12 protein-coding genes are annotated in these 14,626 nt (G+C 59.4%); 3 read left to right on the top strand and 9 right to left on the bottom strand.

Annotated features, from left to right (window positions below; all coding sequences use genetic code 11):
• Nucleotides 1-10: 10 nt before the first annotated feature.
• From I5L03_RS07630 to I5L03_RS07600, 7 genes are all read right to left on the bottom strand, one after another.
• A complete protein-coding gene (locus I5L03_RS07630; RefSeq protein ID WP_197921151.1) occupies nt 11-1,072 on the bottom strand; it encodes a hypothetical protein in 1,062 nt (353 codons plus the stop codon).
• A 53-nt stretch (nt 1,073-1,125) separates the two neighbouring features.
• Complete coding sequence (locus I5L03_RS07625) at nt 1,126-2,349, bottom strand: hypothetical protein (RefSeq protein ID WP_197921150.1); 1,224 nt, start codon at nt 2,347-2,349, stop codon at nt 1,126-1,128.
• Between the two features lie 24 nt (nt 2,350-2,373).
• The gene (locus tag I5L03_RS07620; RefSeq protein WP_197921149.1) at nt 2,374-3,465 is read right to left on the bottom strand and encodes a hypothetical protein; all 1,092 of its coding nucleotides are present in this window, start codon (nt 3,463-3,465) and stop codon (nt 2,374-2,376) included.
• The gene (locus I5L03_RS07615; protein ID WP_197921148.1) at nt 3,462-4,766 is read right to left on the bottom strand and encodes a S8 family serine peptidase; all 1,305 of its coding nucleotides are present in this window, start codon (nt 4,764-4,766) and stop codon (nt 3,462-3,464) included. Before I5L03_RS07615 ends, I5L03_RS07620 begins: the two co-directional genes overlap by 4 nt.
• A gap of 7 nt (nt 4,767-4,773) precedes the next feature.
• Entirely contained in the window at nt 4,774-4,971 is a 198-nt protein-coding gene (locus I5L03_RS07610; RefSeq protein WP_197921147.1) for a hypothetical protein, read from the bottom strand.
• 193 nt (nt 4,972-5,164) lie between these two features.
• Entirely contained in the window at nt 5,165-6,064 is a 900-nt protein-coding gene (locus I5L03_RS07605) for an AfsR/SARP family transcriptional regulator (protein WP_197921146.1), read from the bottom strand.
• Between the two features lie 303 nt (nt 6,065-6,367).
• Complete coding sequence (locus I5L03_RS07600; RefSeq protein WP_197921145.1) at nt 6,368-7,336, bottom strand: UDP-glucuronic acid decarboxylase family protein; 969 nt, start codon at nt 7,334-7,336, stop codon at nt 6,368-6,370.
• Nucleotides 7,337-7,725: 389 nt separating this feature from the next.
• On the opposite strand from I5L03_RS07600, the gene I5L03_RS13445 reads away from it, so the two are divergent.
• The 3 genes from I5L03_RS13445 to I5L03_RS07585 all read left to right on the top strand — a co-directional run bounded on the left by I5L03_RS13445 (nt 7,726) and on the right by I5L03_RS07585 (nt 12,715).
• Nucleotides 7,726-9,087 (top strand): O-antigen ligase family protein, encoded by a 1,362-nt coding sequence (locus tag I5L03_RS13445; protein WP_197921144.1) that lies wholly within the window; start codon nt 7,726-7,728, stop codon nt 9,085-9,087.
• Nucleotides 9,088-9,302: 215 nt separating this feature from the next.
• On the top strand, nt 9,303-11,507 hold the full coding sequence (locus tag I5L03_RS07590; RefSeq protein WP_197921143.1) for a GumC family protein: 2,205 nt from the start codon (nt 9,303-9,305) through the stop codon (nt 11,505-11,507).
• Entirely contained in the window at nt 11,507-12,715 is a 1,209-nt protein-coding gene (locus I5L03_RS07585) for a tetratricopeptide repeat protein (RefSeq protein ID WP_197921142.1), read from the top strand. The genes I5L03_RS07590 and I5L03_RS07585 overlap by 1 nt, the downstream gene beginning before the upstream one ends.
• A 6-nt stretch (nt 12,716-12,721) precedes the next feature.
• Here I5L03_RS07585 and I5L03_RS07580 read toward each other — a convergent pair whose 3' ends face one another.
• Both I5L03_RS07580 and I5L03_RS07575 read right to left on the bottom strand, forming a co-directional pair.
• Nucleotides 12,722-13,927, bottom strand: coding sequence for a glycosyltransferase (locus tag I5L03_RS07580; RefSeq protein WP_197921141.1), 1,206 nt, complete (start codon nt 13,925-13,927; stop codon nt 12,722-12,724).
• Nucleotides 13,928-13,932: 5 nt separating this feature from the next.
• On the bottom strand, nt 13,933-14,616 hold the full coding sequence (locus tag I5L03_RS07575; RefSeq protein WP_234035138.1) for a hypothetical protein: 684 nt from the start codon (nt 14,614-14,616) through the stop codon (nt 13,933-13,935).
• Between the last annotated feature and the right edge of the window lie 10 nt (nt 14,617-14,626).

Genomic DNA, 14,626 nt, shown 5'->3' with positions numbered 1-14,626 from the left:
ATCCCCTTCCCTATTGGCCACCGGATTGGCCGCCTGCGCCTGCATTGGACCCCTGCGGTGCCTGCGCGCCGCCAGCTTCCGGTCCGTACATCGTGGCGAAATTGTCGAGCTTGAAGTAATCTGATTTGAACGTGATATCGACCGAGCCGGCGACTTTGGCTGCAAGTTCCGTCGTCGCTTTTGAATCCACGGTCGAAATGCTGATCTTGGACTTGCGACGGCTGCTCGAACGCCCGACACCGCCCCCACCGACGAGCTTGCCGATCAGCCCGGTCGACATCCGACCGGACCTGCCGGAGGTGTAAGTATCCTTCTGGGCAGCCTTGTCGCGTTTGACGACTTCCTCGGTCGACTTGATATCGAACAGGACGCTCGCCTTTACATTTCCTTTCTCGACGACCAGGCGAGTGATACCCATAAGGATCGTCTCGCGGAGCAAGGCGCGCTGTTCCTTGGCCATGGCGATCTTCGCATCCATGATGCGTGCCTTGACTTCATTGTCGCCGATATCGAGCGGCTCTCCGGTCGGGCCGGTGAGTTGCGCCTCGCCTTCCCCGCCCGTGCCGGAGCCATCGCCGAAATCGATGGAGAATTCGTCCGAATTATTCTCCGCCAGATATCCGAATGCGGCCGTGTCATCGATGGCATTGACGAATTTGGAAACGCTGGCCGTCGCTGTCTGCAGCAGCTCCTGATAGCTGTTCATCTGCGCGAGGGTGACTTCCAGGTTCGCGTCGAAAACGCCTTTCAAGAGGTCGCGCACAAATCCGGGGAAATCGACCTGGCCGATGAAGTCGCCCGCGAGATCCCCTGTCTGGTCAATCCGCGTATTGAGATGGCGATCATCGTCGATATCGTCGCTCGCCGCCTGTGCGCGGGACATGCGCCGTGGGCGGACAGGCCGTTCGGGCGTTCCGGTCGCTTCGGCGAGCTGCGCGTAATTGCTGCGATACATTTCGCCGAACAATTGTTTTTGTTCGGCCACATCCAGCGACTGGAAGCTTTTCGAGCCGCTCAGCGCCGCACGAGTGCGGGCTATTGCGAGTTCCGCGAGGGCTTCTTGATCCTTCATGGTCTTGGTTCGCCTTTTTTCTAAGCGGTGGACATCGGGGTCAGTGCACCCACTCAGAAATCATCGAATTCGTCGTCGAATCCGCCAGGGTCGAAGTCGTCTTCGCCGGGACTGTCTCCGGTGGTATCGCCCGTCCCCTCGGCCATCGCGGCGTTGATGATGTAATTCTCACCCGCCTGGACCAGCTCGGACAAATCGTCCGGGGTAAAAGTCGATTCCTCGAAATCGGCGGCCAGCTGGAACATGCGATTGCCGTCCACTGCCACTTTCACCAGCGGAGATACTGGCGGCGTGGTGCCATAGGCATCGCGCCAGATTTCGGTGATGACCGTCCACAGATTGCGCCGACGCACGCCGCCGAAGCTGGCGATGATGTCCGGGTCTTTCAGGATGGCGATGGCATCCTGCAATTGCGCATACATCTCGCGCACCTGCATGAAGGCCATGCCCGTACAATGCTCGGTCAGATTGTATTGCAGCTCGCGCATCGCCTGGTGGATCGGCTTGGCGCTGATGGGTGAGACATCGGTGAGCCCGCTCTCGATCCGCTCGGACTTCTCGATGTAATCGGCGATTTCCGCCAGCAGCTTGTTCCAGACGACCGGGAAATTCGTATTCACCGCCGCACCGCTCATTGCTTCGGCAGAGCCCTTGTCCAACACCCGGCGATACAGCATCGCGCGATCCTGCGGCGGCATGCGGTCATCCAGCTGTTTCCAATAGCGGTAGAGCCGTCCCGCCGCGGCACCTTCTGCAATGTCGATCGAGCCATTGGCCCAGCCAAGCACCAGTTCCTCTGCAATGTCGAAGATGCGCAGGCGTTCGCCCATGACGTAGACGTAATCGATGGCACCGGCGGCCCGGATCGATTCAGGTAGGACGCCTTGGCTCTGGATCGTGTCGAAAGTATCGACGCTGAAATCCCAGCCCGAGCCGATGCTGGAGGGATCGGTATTGTTCACCCGGCCGAGCGGATCAGCACCATCGCCGGAGCGTTCCCTCAGCGCATTGTCATAAGCGCTGAACAGGATCTCGTCATAGTCACCCTGATCGAATTTCTGCTGATCGCCGAGCTGTGCGCCGCGACTTTGCAAGAAAGACCACATCGATTTTTGCAAGCCGACGACATCGTCGGTCGCCTTGCTTGCATCAACCTCACCCTTGGCGAGATAATCGAACACTCGGCCGGGTATCGGCCCCAGTTTCGACAGATCATGGAAAGAATGGCGAATGCTGTCGCGCAGCTGGCCTTCAGTGAAATTAATGCTACCGGGCATCGATCTATCTCCTCGGCGTTCCGGTTAAAGGCTTGCGCGCAATTGCGCGGTGATGAGCTGGCGCTGCGGCGTGCCGGGTCCGGCATCCAGCCGCATGTCGGAAATGGCCTTGTCAGCCAGCAGCGCGGCGTAGCGATCGAGCGGGCCCTGATCGCTTTCAAGATCCAGAAGGATGGTATCGGCGAGGCCGATCGTGTCCTTCGCGGCGTCTTCATTGACGACCCCGTCATCGATCACCCTGCGTGCAACCAAGCTCGGGAAAACGGCGGCGGTGATGGATCGGCGGATATCGCTTTGACGCGCGCCATTGATGCGCGCAGTAACCTTGCCGATATCGGTCGCGATCCCGTGTTCAAGAAGCACATCGCGCAATCGCTCTCGCGGATGCATTTCCTCGCTTTCATCGGCCAGGGTGTCGACAGCCGATTGGGCAAGATCGTCGAGCGAAGTCGAGCGTGTGCGGATGTCGAGGAAATCGCGGCGGCGATCTTTCCCCGTCTGCGACAACAATTTGACGACTTGCGGGTCGATTTGCGGAACGTGGCCATTCCCGATCGAACCGATGGCATCCGCCAGATCGGATATCGCTTCACCAACTGCAGCTTCGGCCTGGTTGACGGCGGTGGCAGCAGTCCGGCTCTCATCGCGCGCCTGCGTCACCCGGCCCTCGCCATTTTCGACGACGCCCATTTTCCGCCGGTGCTCGGTCGTTGCGCGATCACGTAATTCGGCCAGCCGGGCGAGTTCGGTTTCGGACCTTGCAAAAGCCTCATTGGCCGCGGTGAATGCCTTTTCATTCGCCTGAAGCTGCCGATTGATTTCAGTGACGGCGTTGGCATTGGTCACCTGCGCAAGCTCGGCGAAGGTTTCCTCCAATGCTGTCCTTGTCTCTTCCCGTTCGCTGCGAAGATTCTCGAGATCGCCTTCCTTCGCGTCGATCCGCTCGGCCAGCTGCGCCATTTCGTCTTCCAGCCGCGCGACTTCACCGCGATGGCCGGCGAGCGTTTCCTTCTGGTCGCTTAGCTCTTTCAGCTTCTCCTCGCGCGCTGCGATAGCTTCTCCGAGCCTCTCTTCAGCGTCCGCGAGGACACGGATCTTCTCGTTCAGTTCATTCATCTCAGCGTTCCTTCACCGATTTCCAACTGGGCGAGCCGCAGCGCATCTGCGGCGTTGAGCATGCCGTACCCGGCGCGCCGATCGCGGTTTGCGCGACCGAAACGGTCCGCCGTATGGGCAAGAATGGAGTGGACTTTCTGCGGCGTGAAAAAGCCGCCTGCTCGGCTGGCGAGCGATTGCACGAGGGCCGCGACGGCTGCGACGAAAGGCGCGGCATGCGAGGTGCCTGAAGCCATGCCGTATCGCCCGTCAGGCAATGTCGAATAGATATCCTCTCCGGGCGCCACGAGCGTCACGTGCCTGCCAAAAGTCGAAAAACCCGCGGCCCGTTCACGTTGCCCTGCCGCCCCGACGGCGATAACGCCTGGCAGTGCGCTGGGATAATACAACTCCTCACGCCCGTCATTCCCGGCGGCGGCGACAATGGTAGCGCCTTTGGCATGCGCATATTCCACGACTTCGCGGTGGGGTAATCCGCCGCCCGAATGCCGCACGCCGAGGCTCATATTGATCACACGCGCGCCGTTATCGACCGCATATTTGACGCCCGCATTGATATTGTCGACGAGGCCTGCGCCGACGCGGTGATCGCCCTGTTCCATGGCAGCGAGCACGCGCACCGGCATGATTTTGCAAGCCGGTGCAGCGCCGCGGTCCATTCCATTGCCGCGAGCGCCGATAATGCCGGCAACGTGCGTCCCATGGCCGACATCGTCTGCCGGATCGTCATCGATGCCCAGCACATCGCCAAAAAATTCCTCAGCGCCTGACAGAATGTCGACAAAGTCCTTCGGCGCCACGAAGCGACCGCCGAATTCCGGGTGGCCGATATCGACGCCGGTATCGAGCACGGCGACGATCAGGTCCGGATCGCCTCGGGTCAGCTGGTGCGCCCGGTCCAAGGAAATACGTTCATGAGACCGACTCTGACCCGGACGGCTCATGGCGCGCGCCTGCGGCAGTTCGGTCGCCACCACTTCGCCCGGACGGGCCTCTTCGACTTCGGGCAGCAGACGGATATCGCGCAGCAGGCCCTTAGGGATGGCGTTGCTACGGTGCAGGACGAGCCGGAAGATGCGATCGAGCGCTGCCGCCTTTTCCGCTGCAGACCACCCGCCGTCGGACGAAGGATATTCACGTGTCACCAACACGTCGACATCGTGCTCAGCAAATGTTCGGGAAAGGCTCTCGCCGAGGGAAATGTCGCCCACGGAGCGATCGCCGATTGCGTTTTCCCAATAGGGAACCCTGCCATGCGGCACTGCATCTGGACGCAAGCGAATGACGATATGCGGACGCATCAGGCGTTCACTCCGCTTGGCGCGGCAGGCCCGCCTCGCGCTCCAGGAAAGCCAGCAATTGGCCGAAGTCGGTAAAGCCTGCCTGATTGGAAGACGCCACATTCGTCGCCGTGCCGCGCCAGACTTCCGGTTCGCCTGCCGGGCGCGGTTCGCACCAGAGACGAACGACGAAAGTGCTGGCCTTTCGTTCGTCTGTCGCGGTCATGGGTTGTCTCTCCGCCCATCATCTTTTTCCGTTTTTGCACCGCCCGGCGAATCGTGCGGTTCATCAACGTGTGGAATGAGACTGACCGCGTCTCCTCGGCATCACCGATGCATCACCAAAGCATCACCACTTTGTTTTTGGACAAAAAAAAGGTGGCCGTCGGCCACCCCTTCACGAGCTTGAGCACTCAAATTTACCCGGTGCTTTCAGCGCGCTGGACAAGCTGCCGCACGCGTACCAGCCGGTCATGGAGTGCCGCATGGCGACGGACGATGGTTTCCAGGTCGCTGCGGGCAAGCCCGATAAATGTTTGCCGCCGCTCTGCCTCGCTTGGAGCGAGCTGCCGATCGGAACGGGCCACCAGATGTTCATATAGCGCCACAGTTTCGGGCATAGGCTCCACCCCCAAAGTCTCTGCAAGTTCGCCCTGGCAGATGCGATATTGCCGGATGGCGCTGGCGCGATTGCCGTTCTCGACATGGGCGCGCATCAACAGCCGGTGCACGTCTTCCCGGTACGGGTCGGCCATCACCAGTCTCTCGCCATAGCGGACTGTCCGCCCGTAATCGCCGCGCTCGGCAAATCCCTGCGCCAAGGCGAAGAGCAGTTCGCAGAACAGGTTGCGCAATCGCTCGCGCTCAAGGACGGCCCATTCGAAATCGAGCCCGGGGAACGCATCGCCCTTATACAATTCCACCGCCGCCTCCGCGCGCGCAATGTCTTGCTCGGACGCAGCATCCCGTGCCGCTAGAAAACGCTGGGTCTTGCGCTCGAATTGCTCGAGATCCGTGAGGAAACGGATATCCGTTCCCAAATCGAGCCGAGTCCTGTCCGCCGCCGCAACGATGTCCTGCAATTGCGGCGCGTGCTTTTTAAGACGCCAGAGTGTGGTTGCAAGATTGTGCTGCGCACTTTTGCGATCGCTATCAGGCCACAACATCTCTGCGGCCCGCTGTCGATTGAGCCCGGTTCGCGAATTGAGCGCAAGAAGCGCAATCAATCCCTCGGCCGATTGTGGCACCGGCAAAGCGCCCTCGCCTGTCATCAGGACTTCGATACGCCCAAAGGCGATAAAGCGCAGCCGCTTAGGCACTGACCCCTCCGTAGTGCGGTGAGACGCCCGGCGTTCCGGTGGCGATGGAAGCTCGCAATTGTGACCCTGTGGATAACCTACGCCGATTGGCTCAGCGATCAAGTTATAGTGAAAATTTGTCGCATTTTTACAATGATTTATTGGTTAACGCGCCGATCACCCTCAAGCTACGCGAGAGTATAAATGATTGACACGGCATGAGAATTCGCCCCTGCCATCACGGCAAGAGGCGCCCGATTACATTTCTGTTATCGCTAGGATCGAGCAGTTAGGAAAGCGCGCGACTCGGACGGCAAGAGTCGATTAGACAGTCAGCTCAGGCAGGCGTTCGCGGAAATAGGCGATCGTTTTTTCCAGACCTTCGTCGAGCGGAACCTTTGGTTCCCAGCCGAGCTTTTCCTTGGCCTTTTCGATCACCGGCTTGCGCTGCTTGGGATCATCCGATGGCAGGTCGAGAAATTCGAGTTTGGAACCCGAATCGGTCATGGCGATGACCTTTTCCGCCAGCTCCTTGATCGTGAACTCACCCGGATTGCCGAGGTTGATCGGGCCGGTCACATCGTCGCCGGTGTTCATCAGCCGGATAAAGCCTTCGACCAGATCATCGACATAGCAAAAGGAGCGCGTCTGCGATCCGTCTCCATAAATCGTGATCGGCTCACCTAGCAACGCCTGCACGATGAAGTTTGACACCACCCGTCCATCGGCGTGGTGCATGCGGGGGCCGTAAGTGTTGAAAATGCGCGCGACCTTGATCTTCAGATCGTGCTGGCGGTGATAATCGAAAAACAGCGTTTCGGCGCAGCGCTTGCCCTCGTCATAGCATGAGCGTGTCCCGATCGGATTGACATTGCCCCAATACTCTTCGGGCTGCGGGTGGACGTGCGGATCGCCGTAGACTTCACTGGTAGATGCCTGGAACACCTTCGCACCCAGCCGCTTGGCCAGCCCCAGGACGTTAATCGCGCCATGGACGCTCGTCTTGGTCGTGGCGACCGGATCGTGCTGGTAATGCACCGGACTCGCCGGGCACGCGAGATTATAGATCTCGTCCACTTCCACATAGAGCGGGAAGGTGATGTCGTGCCGCATGAACTCGAAGCGGGGATTATCATGCAGGTGATCGATATTCCGCTTCGTACCGGTGAAGAGATTATCGGCACACAGAACCTCATGCCCCTGATCGAGCAGGCGATCGATGAGGTGTGAGCCAAGAAAGCCTGCTCCGCCGGTCACCAGAATGCGTTTGCGGCTATCGTAAAGTCGCGCCAATGTTTTTCCCCTGAGCGAGATAAATTCGTAAAATCAGATCGTTGGCAGAGACTGAAGCGAAGCCAACGTAGAATGCATTCGATCAAAACGCCGCAAGTGCGACTTCGATGCGCACGCCTATACCAACAAGCACGCGAAGGCCAACCCGCTCCGTCAGCGCGCGTTAGGTCGTTCTCACCGAGGCTGTTTCTCCGCATCTATTCTTGCTACGTCCAGGCCCTCTCTTTGCCGCAATTACACTTGCGCTCAACCGGCAAGGCTCTATCCAACGCGGCGCTCGAAAAGCGGGCTGCAGATATTGGCGCAGCCTGGAGAGTTAGGGAATGGGAATGCGTGCTTCGACACCGCTGAGTCGTTTAGGAACTTCGAAATCACGTTTTGCCGCGCTGGTGATTTTTCTTCTGGTCGTCTTCTTCCTGGGAGGCGGGTCACGAGCGGATATCGAGTCGCTGGTCATATTGCGCCCCTTCTGCGCCCTGGCGCTGGGCTATGCCGCATTTTTCATCCAGCCCGGCGACCTGAAGGAGGTGCGCATTCCGATGCTATTCCTCTTGGGACTGGCCATCATCATGGCCGTGCAGCTGATCCCGCTTCCGCCATCAGTCTGGCAATCGCTGCCATCGCGCGACGTGATCGCCGCGACCGATGAGCTGGCCGGCCTGGGCGACATTTCCCGGCCCATCAGCCTCTCGCCATCGAAGACGTGGAACGCCTTGGCATCGCTTATCGTGCCCGCAGCTGCCCTGGCGATGTTTGCCATGCAAAAGCAATATGGCCGCAGCCGGATGCTCCCGCTCCTCCTCGCATTCGCGTTTATCAGTGCGGTGCTGAGTATCTTGCAGCTTGCCGGCCCCGCTGGCGGCCCACTTTATTTCTATCGCATCACCAATGCGACCGAGGCGGTAGGGCTGTTCTCCAACCGTAATCACAACGCGCTCTTCCTCGCCGCAGCCATCGTCCTGGCCGCGCATTTCGCCCTGTCTAATTGGCTGCGCGGCAAGAGCCTCAACGGGCAGTTGGCATTGGCGCTTGCGCTGACATTGACCTTTATCGTGCCCCTGTTTCTCGGCGCGTCACGGATGGGCGTTCTCGCCATGGTCATGATGTTGCTCGTGGCAGCAGCCCTTTTCTATTTTGTCGCGACCAAGCTCAATCCTGAAGCAAATCAAAAACGATCACGCGGCACGCTTACCGCCAAGCAGAAACGCTGGGTGGTCATCGGTGGCATCGCTGCGCTTACGCTTTTTGCCGGTTCGGCACTATTTTTCTCTGTCGCTTCGGAGCGATTCTCCGGCGTCGACCAGCTGACAGAGCTGCGCATAGCGGTGCTGCCCACCTTGCTGGAAATGTCCCAACGCTTCGCCGTGTCCGGGAGTGGGTTCGGCTCGTTTGAGCACGTCTACAAGATCTTCGAACCCGACGAACTTCTGGCGCCGACCTATCTCAACCATGCGCATAATGACTGGCTGCAGATCATCATCGAAGGCGGCATTGTGAGCGCAGGCCTGTTCGTCGCATTGGCCTTGTGGGGCGCGATGCAGCTTCGCGGGATGCGCTCGGCGGTCATGCAGCGCGACGGCACTTATGTCATTCAGGCGGCAGCGGCAGCATCTTTCCTGATCCTGATTGTGCTCGGCAGCGCGGTCGATTACCCCTTGCGTGTTCCGTCACTTATGGCGGCGAGCATGCTGGCACTAGCCTTGCTTAAGCCTGTGCCTTTCGATAAACGCGGACCAAGTCAGGCACGCTGATTTGGGCGAAAAAGCCAAAGGCTGCCAGACCGGGATTTTTTATGGAGCGACGGGACTTCGGGGATTGATGCACGTCAGATAAATGTGTTGACCGCCAATGGCGCCACAGTAGCGAGACGACGGACAGTTTCGAACTGGTGGCCGCGAAGGCCAATGCAGGACACCTGCCCCCCCCGCCCGCAGCTAATGCGATACGGAACGGAAGTAGCAAAAAGATGACTGCCAGTACTGCCGATGCGAAAAGCGGCCCGATGCTGACAAACACGACGACAGCTCAGGGCGCAGATGGCGGTTTTCTGCTCAGCGTTCGCGAAATTATCGAAAATGTCATGCGGGGCATCCGCAAGAACCGGTGGTGGATCCTCGCCATTATCGCTGCTGCACTGATCCTCGGAATCATCATCGGGCTGACGACAACGCCGCTTTACGAAGCGCGATCGCAGATCGAAATCAGCCGCCAGCAGGATAACGTTACGCAAGTCGAAGGCGTGACCAGCGAAATCGATCTGCGCGATCCGATGTATTACCAGACGCAATACGAGCTTTTACAGTCGCAGACGCTGGCAGAGCGCGTCGTGCTGGAGCTGGACCTGCTCAACGATCCGCGCTTCATGGGCGCATTGGAAGAAGGCGAAGAGGGATTGCAGGCCGCTGTTGACCCGCAGACGCAACTTCGCAGGGCCGGTGCACGGTTGCGCGGCCAGATTGGCATTGCCCCGGTTGGCTTGTCCTCGCTGGTGAGTATTTCCTATCGCAGTCCCGACAGGACCCTCGCGGCAGATGTAGCGAATGCATGGGCGGAACAGTTTATCGCCGGCAATCTCGATCGGCGCTTTTCGTCGACCAATGCCGCGCGCGATTATCTCGAAGACCAGCTGGGTGAACTTCGCCAGCGGCTCGAAGATTCCGAAAGCCAGCTCGTGAACTATGCGGCTGATCAAGGCATCGTGACGTTCACGGGCGAGGAAGACGAAGCAGGCGCAGGTTCGGGCGGAACGACGCTTGCCGGCAGCAACCTTCAGGCACTGAACGCCGAATTGGCGCGGGCGCGAGCTGAGCGGATCACCGCAGAAAGCCAGCTGGAAGGCGGCGCCGACATTCCCAGCGCGAATGCGAGCGCAGGTGCGCTCACCACGCTGGAAAGCCGCCGCGCGGAATTGCAGGCACAATATGACAGCCTGACCGAAACGTTCCTTCCCGATTATCCGCAGGCCCGGCAGATCGAATCCCAGATCGCTGCGATCGATGCGGCGATTGCGCGCGAGCGTTCACGCATCGCTACCGAAAACTCTGCAACACTGCGCCGTGCGCGCCTGCGTGAGTCCGAACTTCAGACTCAGGTCGACCAGCTGACCAATGAATATGTCGGCCAGCAGCGCGCAGGCATCCAGTATGCCATTCTCCAGCGCGAAGTTGATACCAACCGCGAACTTTATGAAGGCACGCTTCAGCGCTTCAAGGAAATCGGCGTTGCAGGTGTCGGCAACAACAATATCGCTATTGTCGACCGCGCGCAGGTACCGAATTCTCCGGTCGTCCCGAGCTGGCCGACGATCATCCTGTTCTCGCTCTTGCTTGGCGGCCTCACTGCTGCTGGCTTCGTCTATATCCGCGAACAGCTCGACTATACGATCCAGAGCCCCACGGATGTGGATGACGTCTTCGGCCTTCCCCTGCTCGGCAGCATCCCGAAAACCGATGCCGATCTGGTCGATGCCGCGACCGATCCGTTCTCCGAGATATACGAATCCTATCTCACCTACCGCACCAATCTGAACCTGTTGACAGATCGCGGTGCGCCGGGTGCTTTCATGATGACGAGTACACGGCCTGGCGAAGGCAAAAGCTTCTCATCCGTGATGATTGCTGAGCTTCTGGCGCGTGCCGGTCACACGGTCATTCTTGTCGATGCAGACATGCGCGCATCCCGGATGAACAAGACCATGTCTGTCGGCAATCGGCCGGGCCTGTCCGAAGTGCTGACGGGCAATGCGGCGTTCGACAATCTCGACCTCAGCCCTGGCTCGGACGAGTTGCATTTCGACCTGATGAATGCCGGCGCGAAGCCGCCCAATGCGGGTGACTTGCTCGCAAGCGAAAGCTTCCCTGCGCTGATCTCCATGCTGCGCGAGCGCTATGATCATGTCGTAATCGATGGTCCGCCATTGCTCTCACTGGCGGATGCCGCCCTTATCGGGGCTCATGTAGACGGCGCCATCATGGTAGTTCAGGCTTACGCGACGAAAATCCGCCCGGTCCAAAACGCACTCGCGCGCCTGGGTGGCGCAAACATTCCGGTATTCGGCGTGCTGGTCACCAAGCTTGATCAAGCGCGGGAAGCCTATGGCTATGGATATGGCTATGGCTATGGCGCCGGTTCGGATGAAGATACGCAACGCGGCGCATTGGGCGCGAGCTAATGCTGCGCAAAGCCATCTTCGGGCTGTTCTGCGTCATTATTGCCGTTCTCCTCGCGCAAGGCTCGCGCATCGGGGTCGCGCGCAGTACAGGCGAGGCGCAAACCGCCCTGCAATGGCCCGGTAATGGTTTCGAGCTAGCTGAAATCGGACGCAAATCCGCAGCAGCGCGCGCTGCTCTGGAAGGCGAAACCGCAGATGCCGACATCGTGGCCGCCGCACCAAACGAAGATGAAGCTGCCTTGCTGCGGGAAGCATTGGCGCGTGAGCCGCTTGCCACCGATGCGGTCATCGGGCTGTCACTCGCTGCCGGAGCGCAAGGCGATGAGGCACGCATGGAGGAAATGCTCGATGCGGCTTTCAGCCTTTCCCGGCGCGATCCCATGGTTTCGCTTTGGCAGCTTGAGCGGATCGCTCGCCAGGGCCGCAGTGAAGAGGCCTTCAGCCTGCTCAGTCGCAGTATCGAAATGCATCCTTCGCTTGAGGGGCAACTGGTCCTCTCGATGATTTCCCTGATCGGCGACGACCAGCTGCGACCGCAAATCGCGGCGCTGCTCAATCGCGATCCGCCGTGGGAAGAAAGATTTTGGAGAGGCGTGATGCCAGTGGCTCAATTGATTGAGCCAGCAACCGAAGTCCGTCTGGCGCAAGACACCAACGCCGGAGCGCTGGAGCGGTTCGACGCGACCGTACTTGCCGGGATGATACGAGCAGACCGGTTCGAGGATGCTTTCGCTTATTATAGCCGCATCGGTGGCGCTCCCTTTGCTCCGGGTAGTAACCTCCTGGCATCGCGAACCCCTGACAATGGCGGCGCGCTTGCACCGATCGATTGGGAATCGGGATCGCGTGGCGGGGTGCAGGTCGTGATGACACAGGACCCCGCGCGCATGACGATCAGCCCGCTGGTGCGCGGCGGCGGTCTCATCGCATCTCGTCTGGTCTATGTAGACGATCCGGGCGATTATCGTCTTGTTGCGAACACGGAAAATGTCGCGTCATTTTCCGTCGATATCCTCCTTCGCTGCGAGACCGGCAGCGGCAGGCCCCTCAGGTTGAATATCGAACCGGGAAGTCGCCAATTTGCCGCACCATTTTCGATCGCGCCGGGTGGCTGCTCGGCCTTCGAATTGCAGGTTGATGTGCCCAATTCCAATTCCGTGAGCTCCGACGCACTCACGATTGAGCGGATTGCGATCGAGCCTGCTTGACGCGACCTAGAGCGACGCGGGGACTGGCTCCCCTTGGGCGAGAACGAAGTCTGGTTTGGCGCCCTCGCCTTTCATCCATCGATAGGCCTCGATGTGACGGCTCGCTATAGACTGCCAGGTGAACCGCTCCGCGGTCAGTTGCCTGCCCCTCTCTCCCGTCTCGCCAAGCTTTGGATCGCCTAGATGCTGCGCCAATTCGGCTGCAAGGACCTGCGGATCGCGGTGAATGCGGATTGCAGCGTCATGCGCAAATGCTTCGGGCAAATTGCATTCCTCGGTCATCAGGACAGGAAGACAAAACGCCCAAGCCTCCAGAACGGACATCGGCAGCCCTTCTGAATAGGAAGGCAGGATAAACGCATCGGCTGACTGCAGAGCCTGTGACTTGGCCTCTCCATGCAACGGCCCGGGAAAGCTGACTTCGCAACTATTGGGAAGCTCGCTAGCAAGACTGCGCAGGCCATCCAGATGCCCGCCATCGTCCCAGCCCGCGATTTGCAGATGCCAACGATTGACGATGTCCGGGTCGCGGGATGCCAATTCTCTCCAAGCGAGGAGAAGCTCCTGCAACCCCTTTTTCGGGTGGATGCGTCCGAGGAAAAGCAGCGTCTCTCTCGCGCTCTCATTTTCGCCATATTTCGAGACCGGTGGAGCCGACATGTCAGTGGGCAGATCGATGCCATTGGGAATTATAGCGATCGGATTGTCGAGGCCGAATTGCCGCATGGCGCGCGCTTCGGACAATGCCAGCGCGTGCATGCATCCTGCACTCTTCAGGTTTTGTCGCTCGAAAGCCGCATAAGATATGCGCTTTTTCAGTCGGCTGTTTTTGAGGGCCCACGGGTCCAGCATTCCCCGCGGCGAGATCATTACCGGCGCGCCTGTCCGCCGCCGCCAGCTATTCACCGCCGTGGAAAAGAGCTGCCAGATGCCGTGTTGGTGCAGGACATCATGGTCAGCAAGCGCGCCCGCCAGATCCGGCCCATAGCCCAAACGTTCGGGACCTTTGCGCTCGACAATCACAGGATCGAGCGGTTGCCATGCCGCAAGGTCTTCTTCCGTGGACCCATCACGCATAGCGTAGACGGTCACATCACACCCTTGCACGGCAAGCATTTGCGCTGAGCGTCGCACAGAAGTGAAAAGGCCACCTGCGCGATGAGAGACCGAACCCGTGACGATCCCGACAGAAAGTTGCTTCGACCCGGTCATCGCGCTCAAGCCAGTTCGGCCTTCGCTTTCATTCGCCGATAAACCGCTTGAGCTGCCTGGAGGGCCGGAGAATTGCGCTCCTTGATATCGGCAATAAGCTTGCTGTTGAGAGCCTTACGCGCGGCAATCTGCTCCTCGCCCAAACCAGCGGAATAATTTGGCGTCAGCCCTACCCTCGCCTGGCTGATTTCATCTCGCGTGATGGCGACACCCTCGGCAAAATCATCATCATTTTCGGGCACTGACAGGTGGAGCGCGTATTTCCGATTGACAATCTCCACAAGCTCATCGAAGCGCTTGAAGACTTGGGAGAATTCTGCCGTGACAAAGGCCTGCGAGTGTTTCTCAATCGGCTCATAAAACGCGGCATAATCCCGCAAGTGCATATCCGCCTGCGCTGCATCGAGGGCGAGATCGCTCGTAACAAATTCGGGATTATCATCATCAGTGGCAAGCATGATCATCATGGATGCGACCGCGTCTTCAGGCTGGCGCAGGAGCACCACGCAAGGCACACCCCGCTCACTCGCGCGCAAAATCTGTGCTGCACTATGCGAGTGGTTGGCCATACGCAGGTCGAAATCCTGGCTGTAGAGAAATGCCGCCTCGGCGAAAGAATTGGCGCTGCGCGGGTAACCGTCGACCACCAATTGCGTGTTCGCGCGCATCAATTGCCGATTACCCGTCATGCGCGCCACG

Origin of the sequence: Aurantiacibacter sediminis, from assembly GCF_016019885.1 — a bacterium.
Lineage (GTDB): Bacteria > Pseudomonadota > Alphaproteobacteria > Sphingomonadales > Sphingomonadaceae > Alteraurantiacibacter > Alteraurantiacibacter sediminis.
This window is presented reverse-complemented; position numbering and strand designations above follow the sequence as displayed.

What these genes read in the sequence shown, in the direction of transcription:
- I5L03_RS07620 (WP_197921149.1), bottom strand. Translation starts at nt 3,465, where the DNA reads ATGAATGAACTGAACGAGAAGATCCGTGTCCTCGCGGACGCTGAAGAG.
- I5L03_RS07580 (WP_197921141.1), bottom strand. Translation starts at nt 13,927, where the DNA reads ATGACCGGGTCGAAGCAACTTTCTGTCGGGATCGTCACGGGTTCGGTC.
- I5L03_RS07590 (WP_197921143.1), top strand. Translation starts at nt 9,303, where the DNA reads ATGACTGCCAGTACTGCCGATGCGAAAAGCGGCCCGATGCTGACAAAC.
- I5L03_RS07585 (WP_197921142.1), top strand. Translation starts at nt 11,507, where the DNA reads ATGCTGCGCAAAGCCATCTTCGGGCTGTTCTGCGTCATTATTGCCGTT.
- I5L03_RS07630 (WP_197921151.1), bottom strand. Translation starts at nt 1,072, where the DNA reads ATGAAGGATCAAGAAGCCCTCGCGGAACTCGCAATAGCCCGCACTCGT.
- I5L03_RS07610 (WP_197921147.1), bottom strand. Translation starts at nt 4,971, where the DNA reads ATGACCGCGACAGACGAACGAAAGGCCAGCACTTTCGTCGTTCGTCTC.
- I5L03_RS07625 (WP_197921150.1), bottom strand. Translation starts at nt 2,349, where the DNA reads ATGCCCGGTAGCATTAATTTCACTGAAGGCCAGCTGCGCGACAGCATT.
- I5L03_RS07575 (WP_234035138.1), bottom strand. Translation starts at nt 14,616, where the DNA reads ATGACGGGTAATCGGCAATTGATGCGCGCGAACACGCAATTGGTGGTC.
- I5L03_RS07615 (WP_197921148.1), bottom strand. Translation starts at nt 4,766, where the DNA reads ATGCGTCCGCATATCGTCATTCGCTTGCGTCCAGATGCAGTGCCGCAT.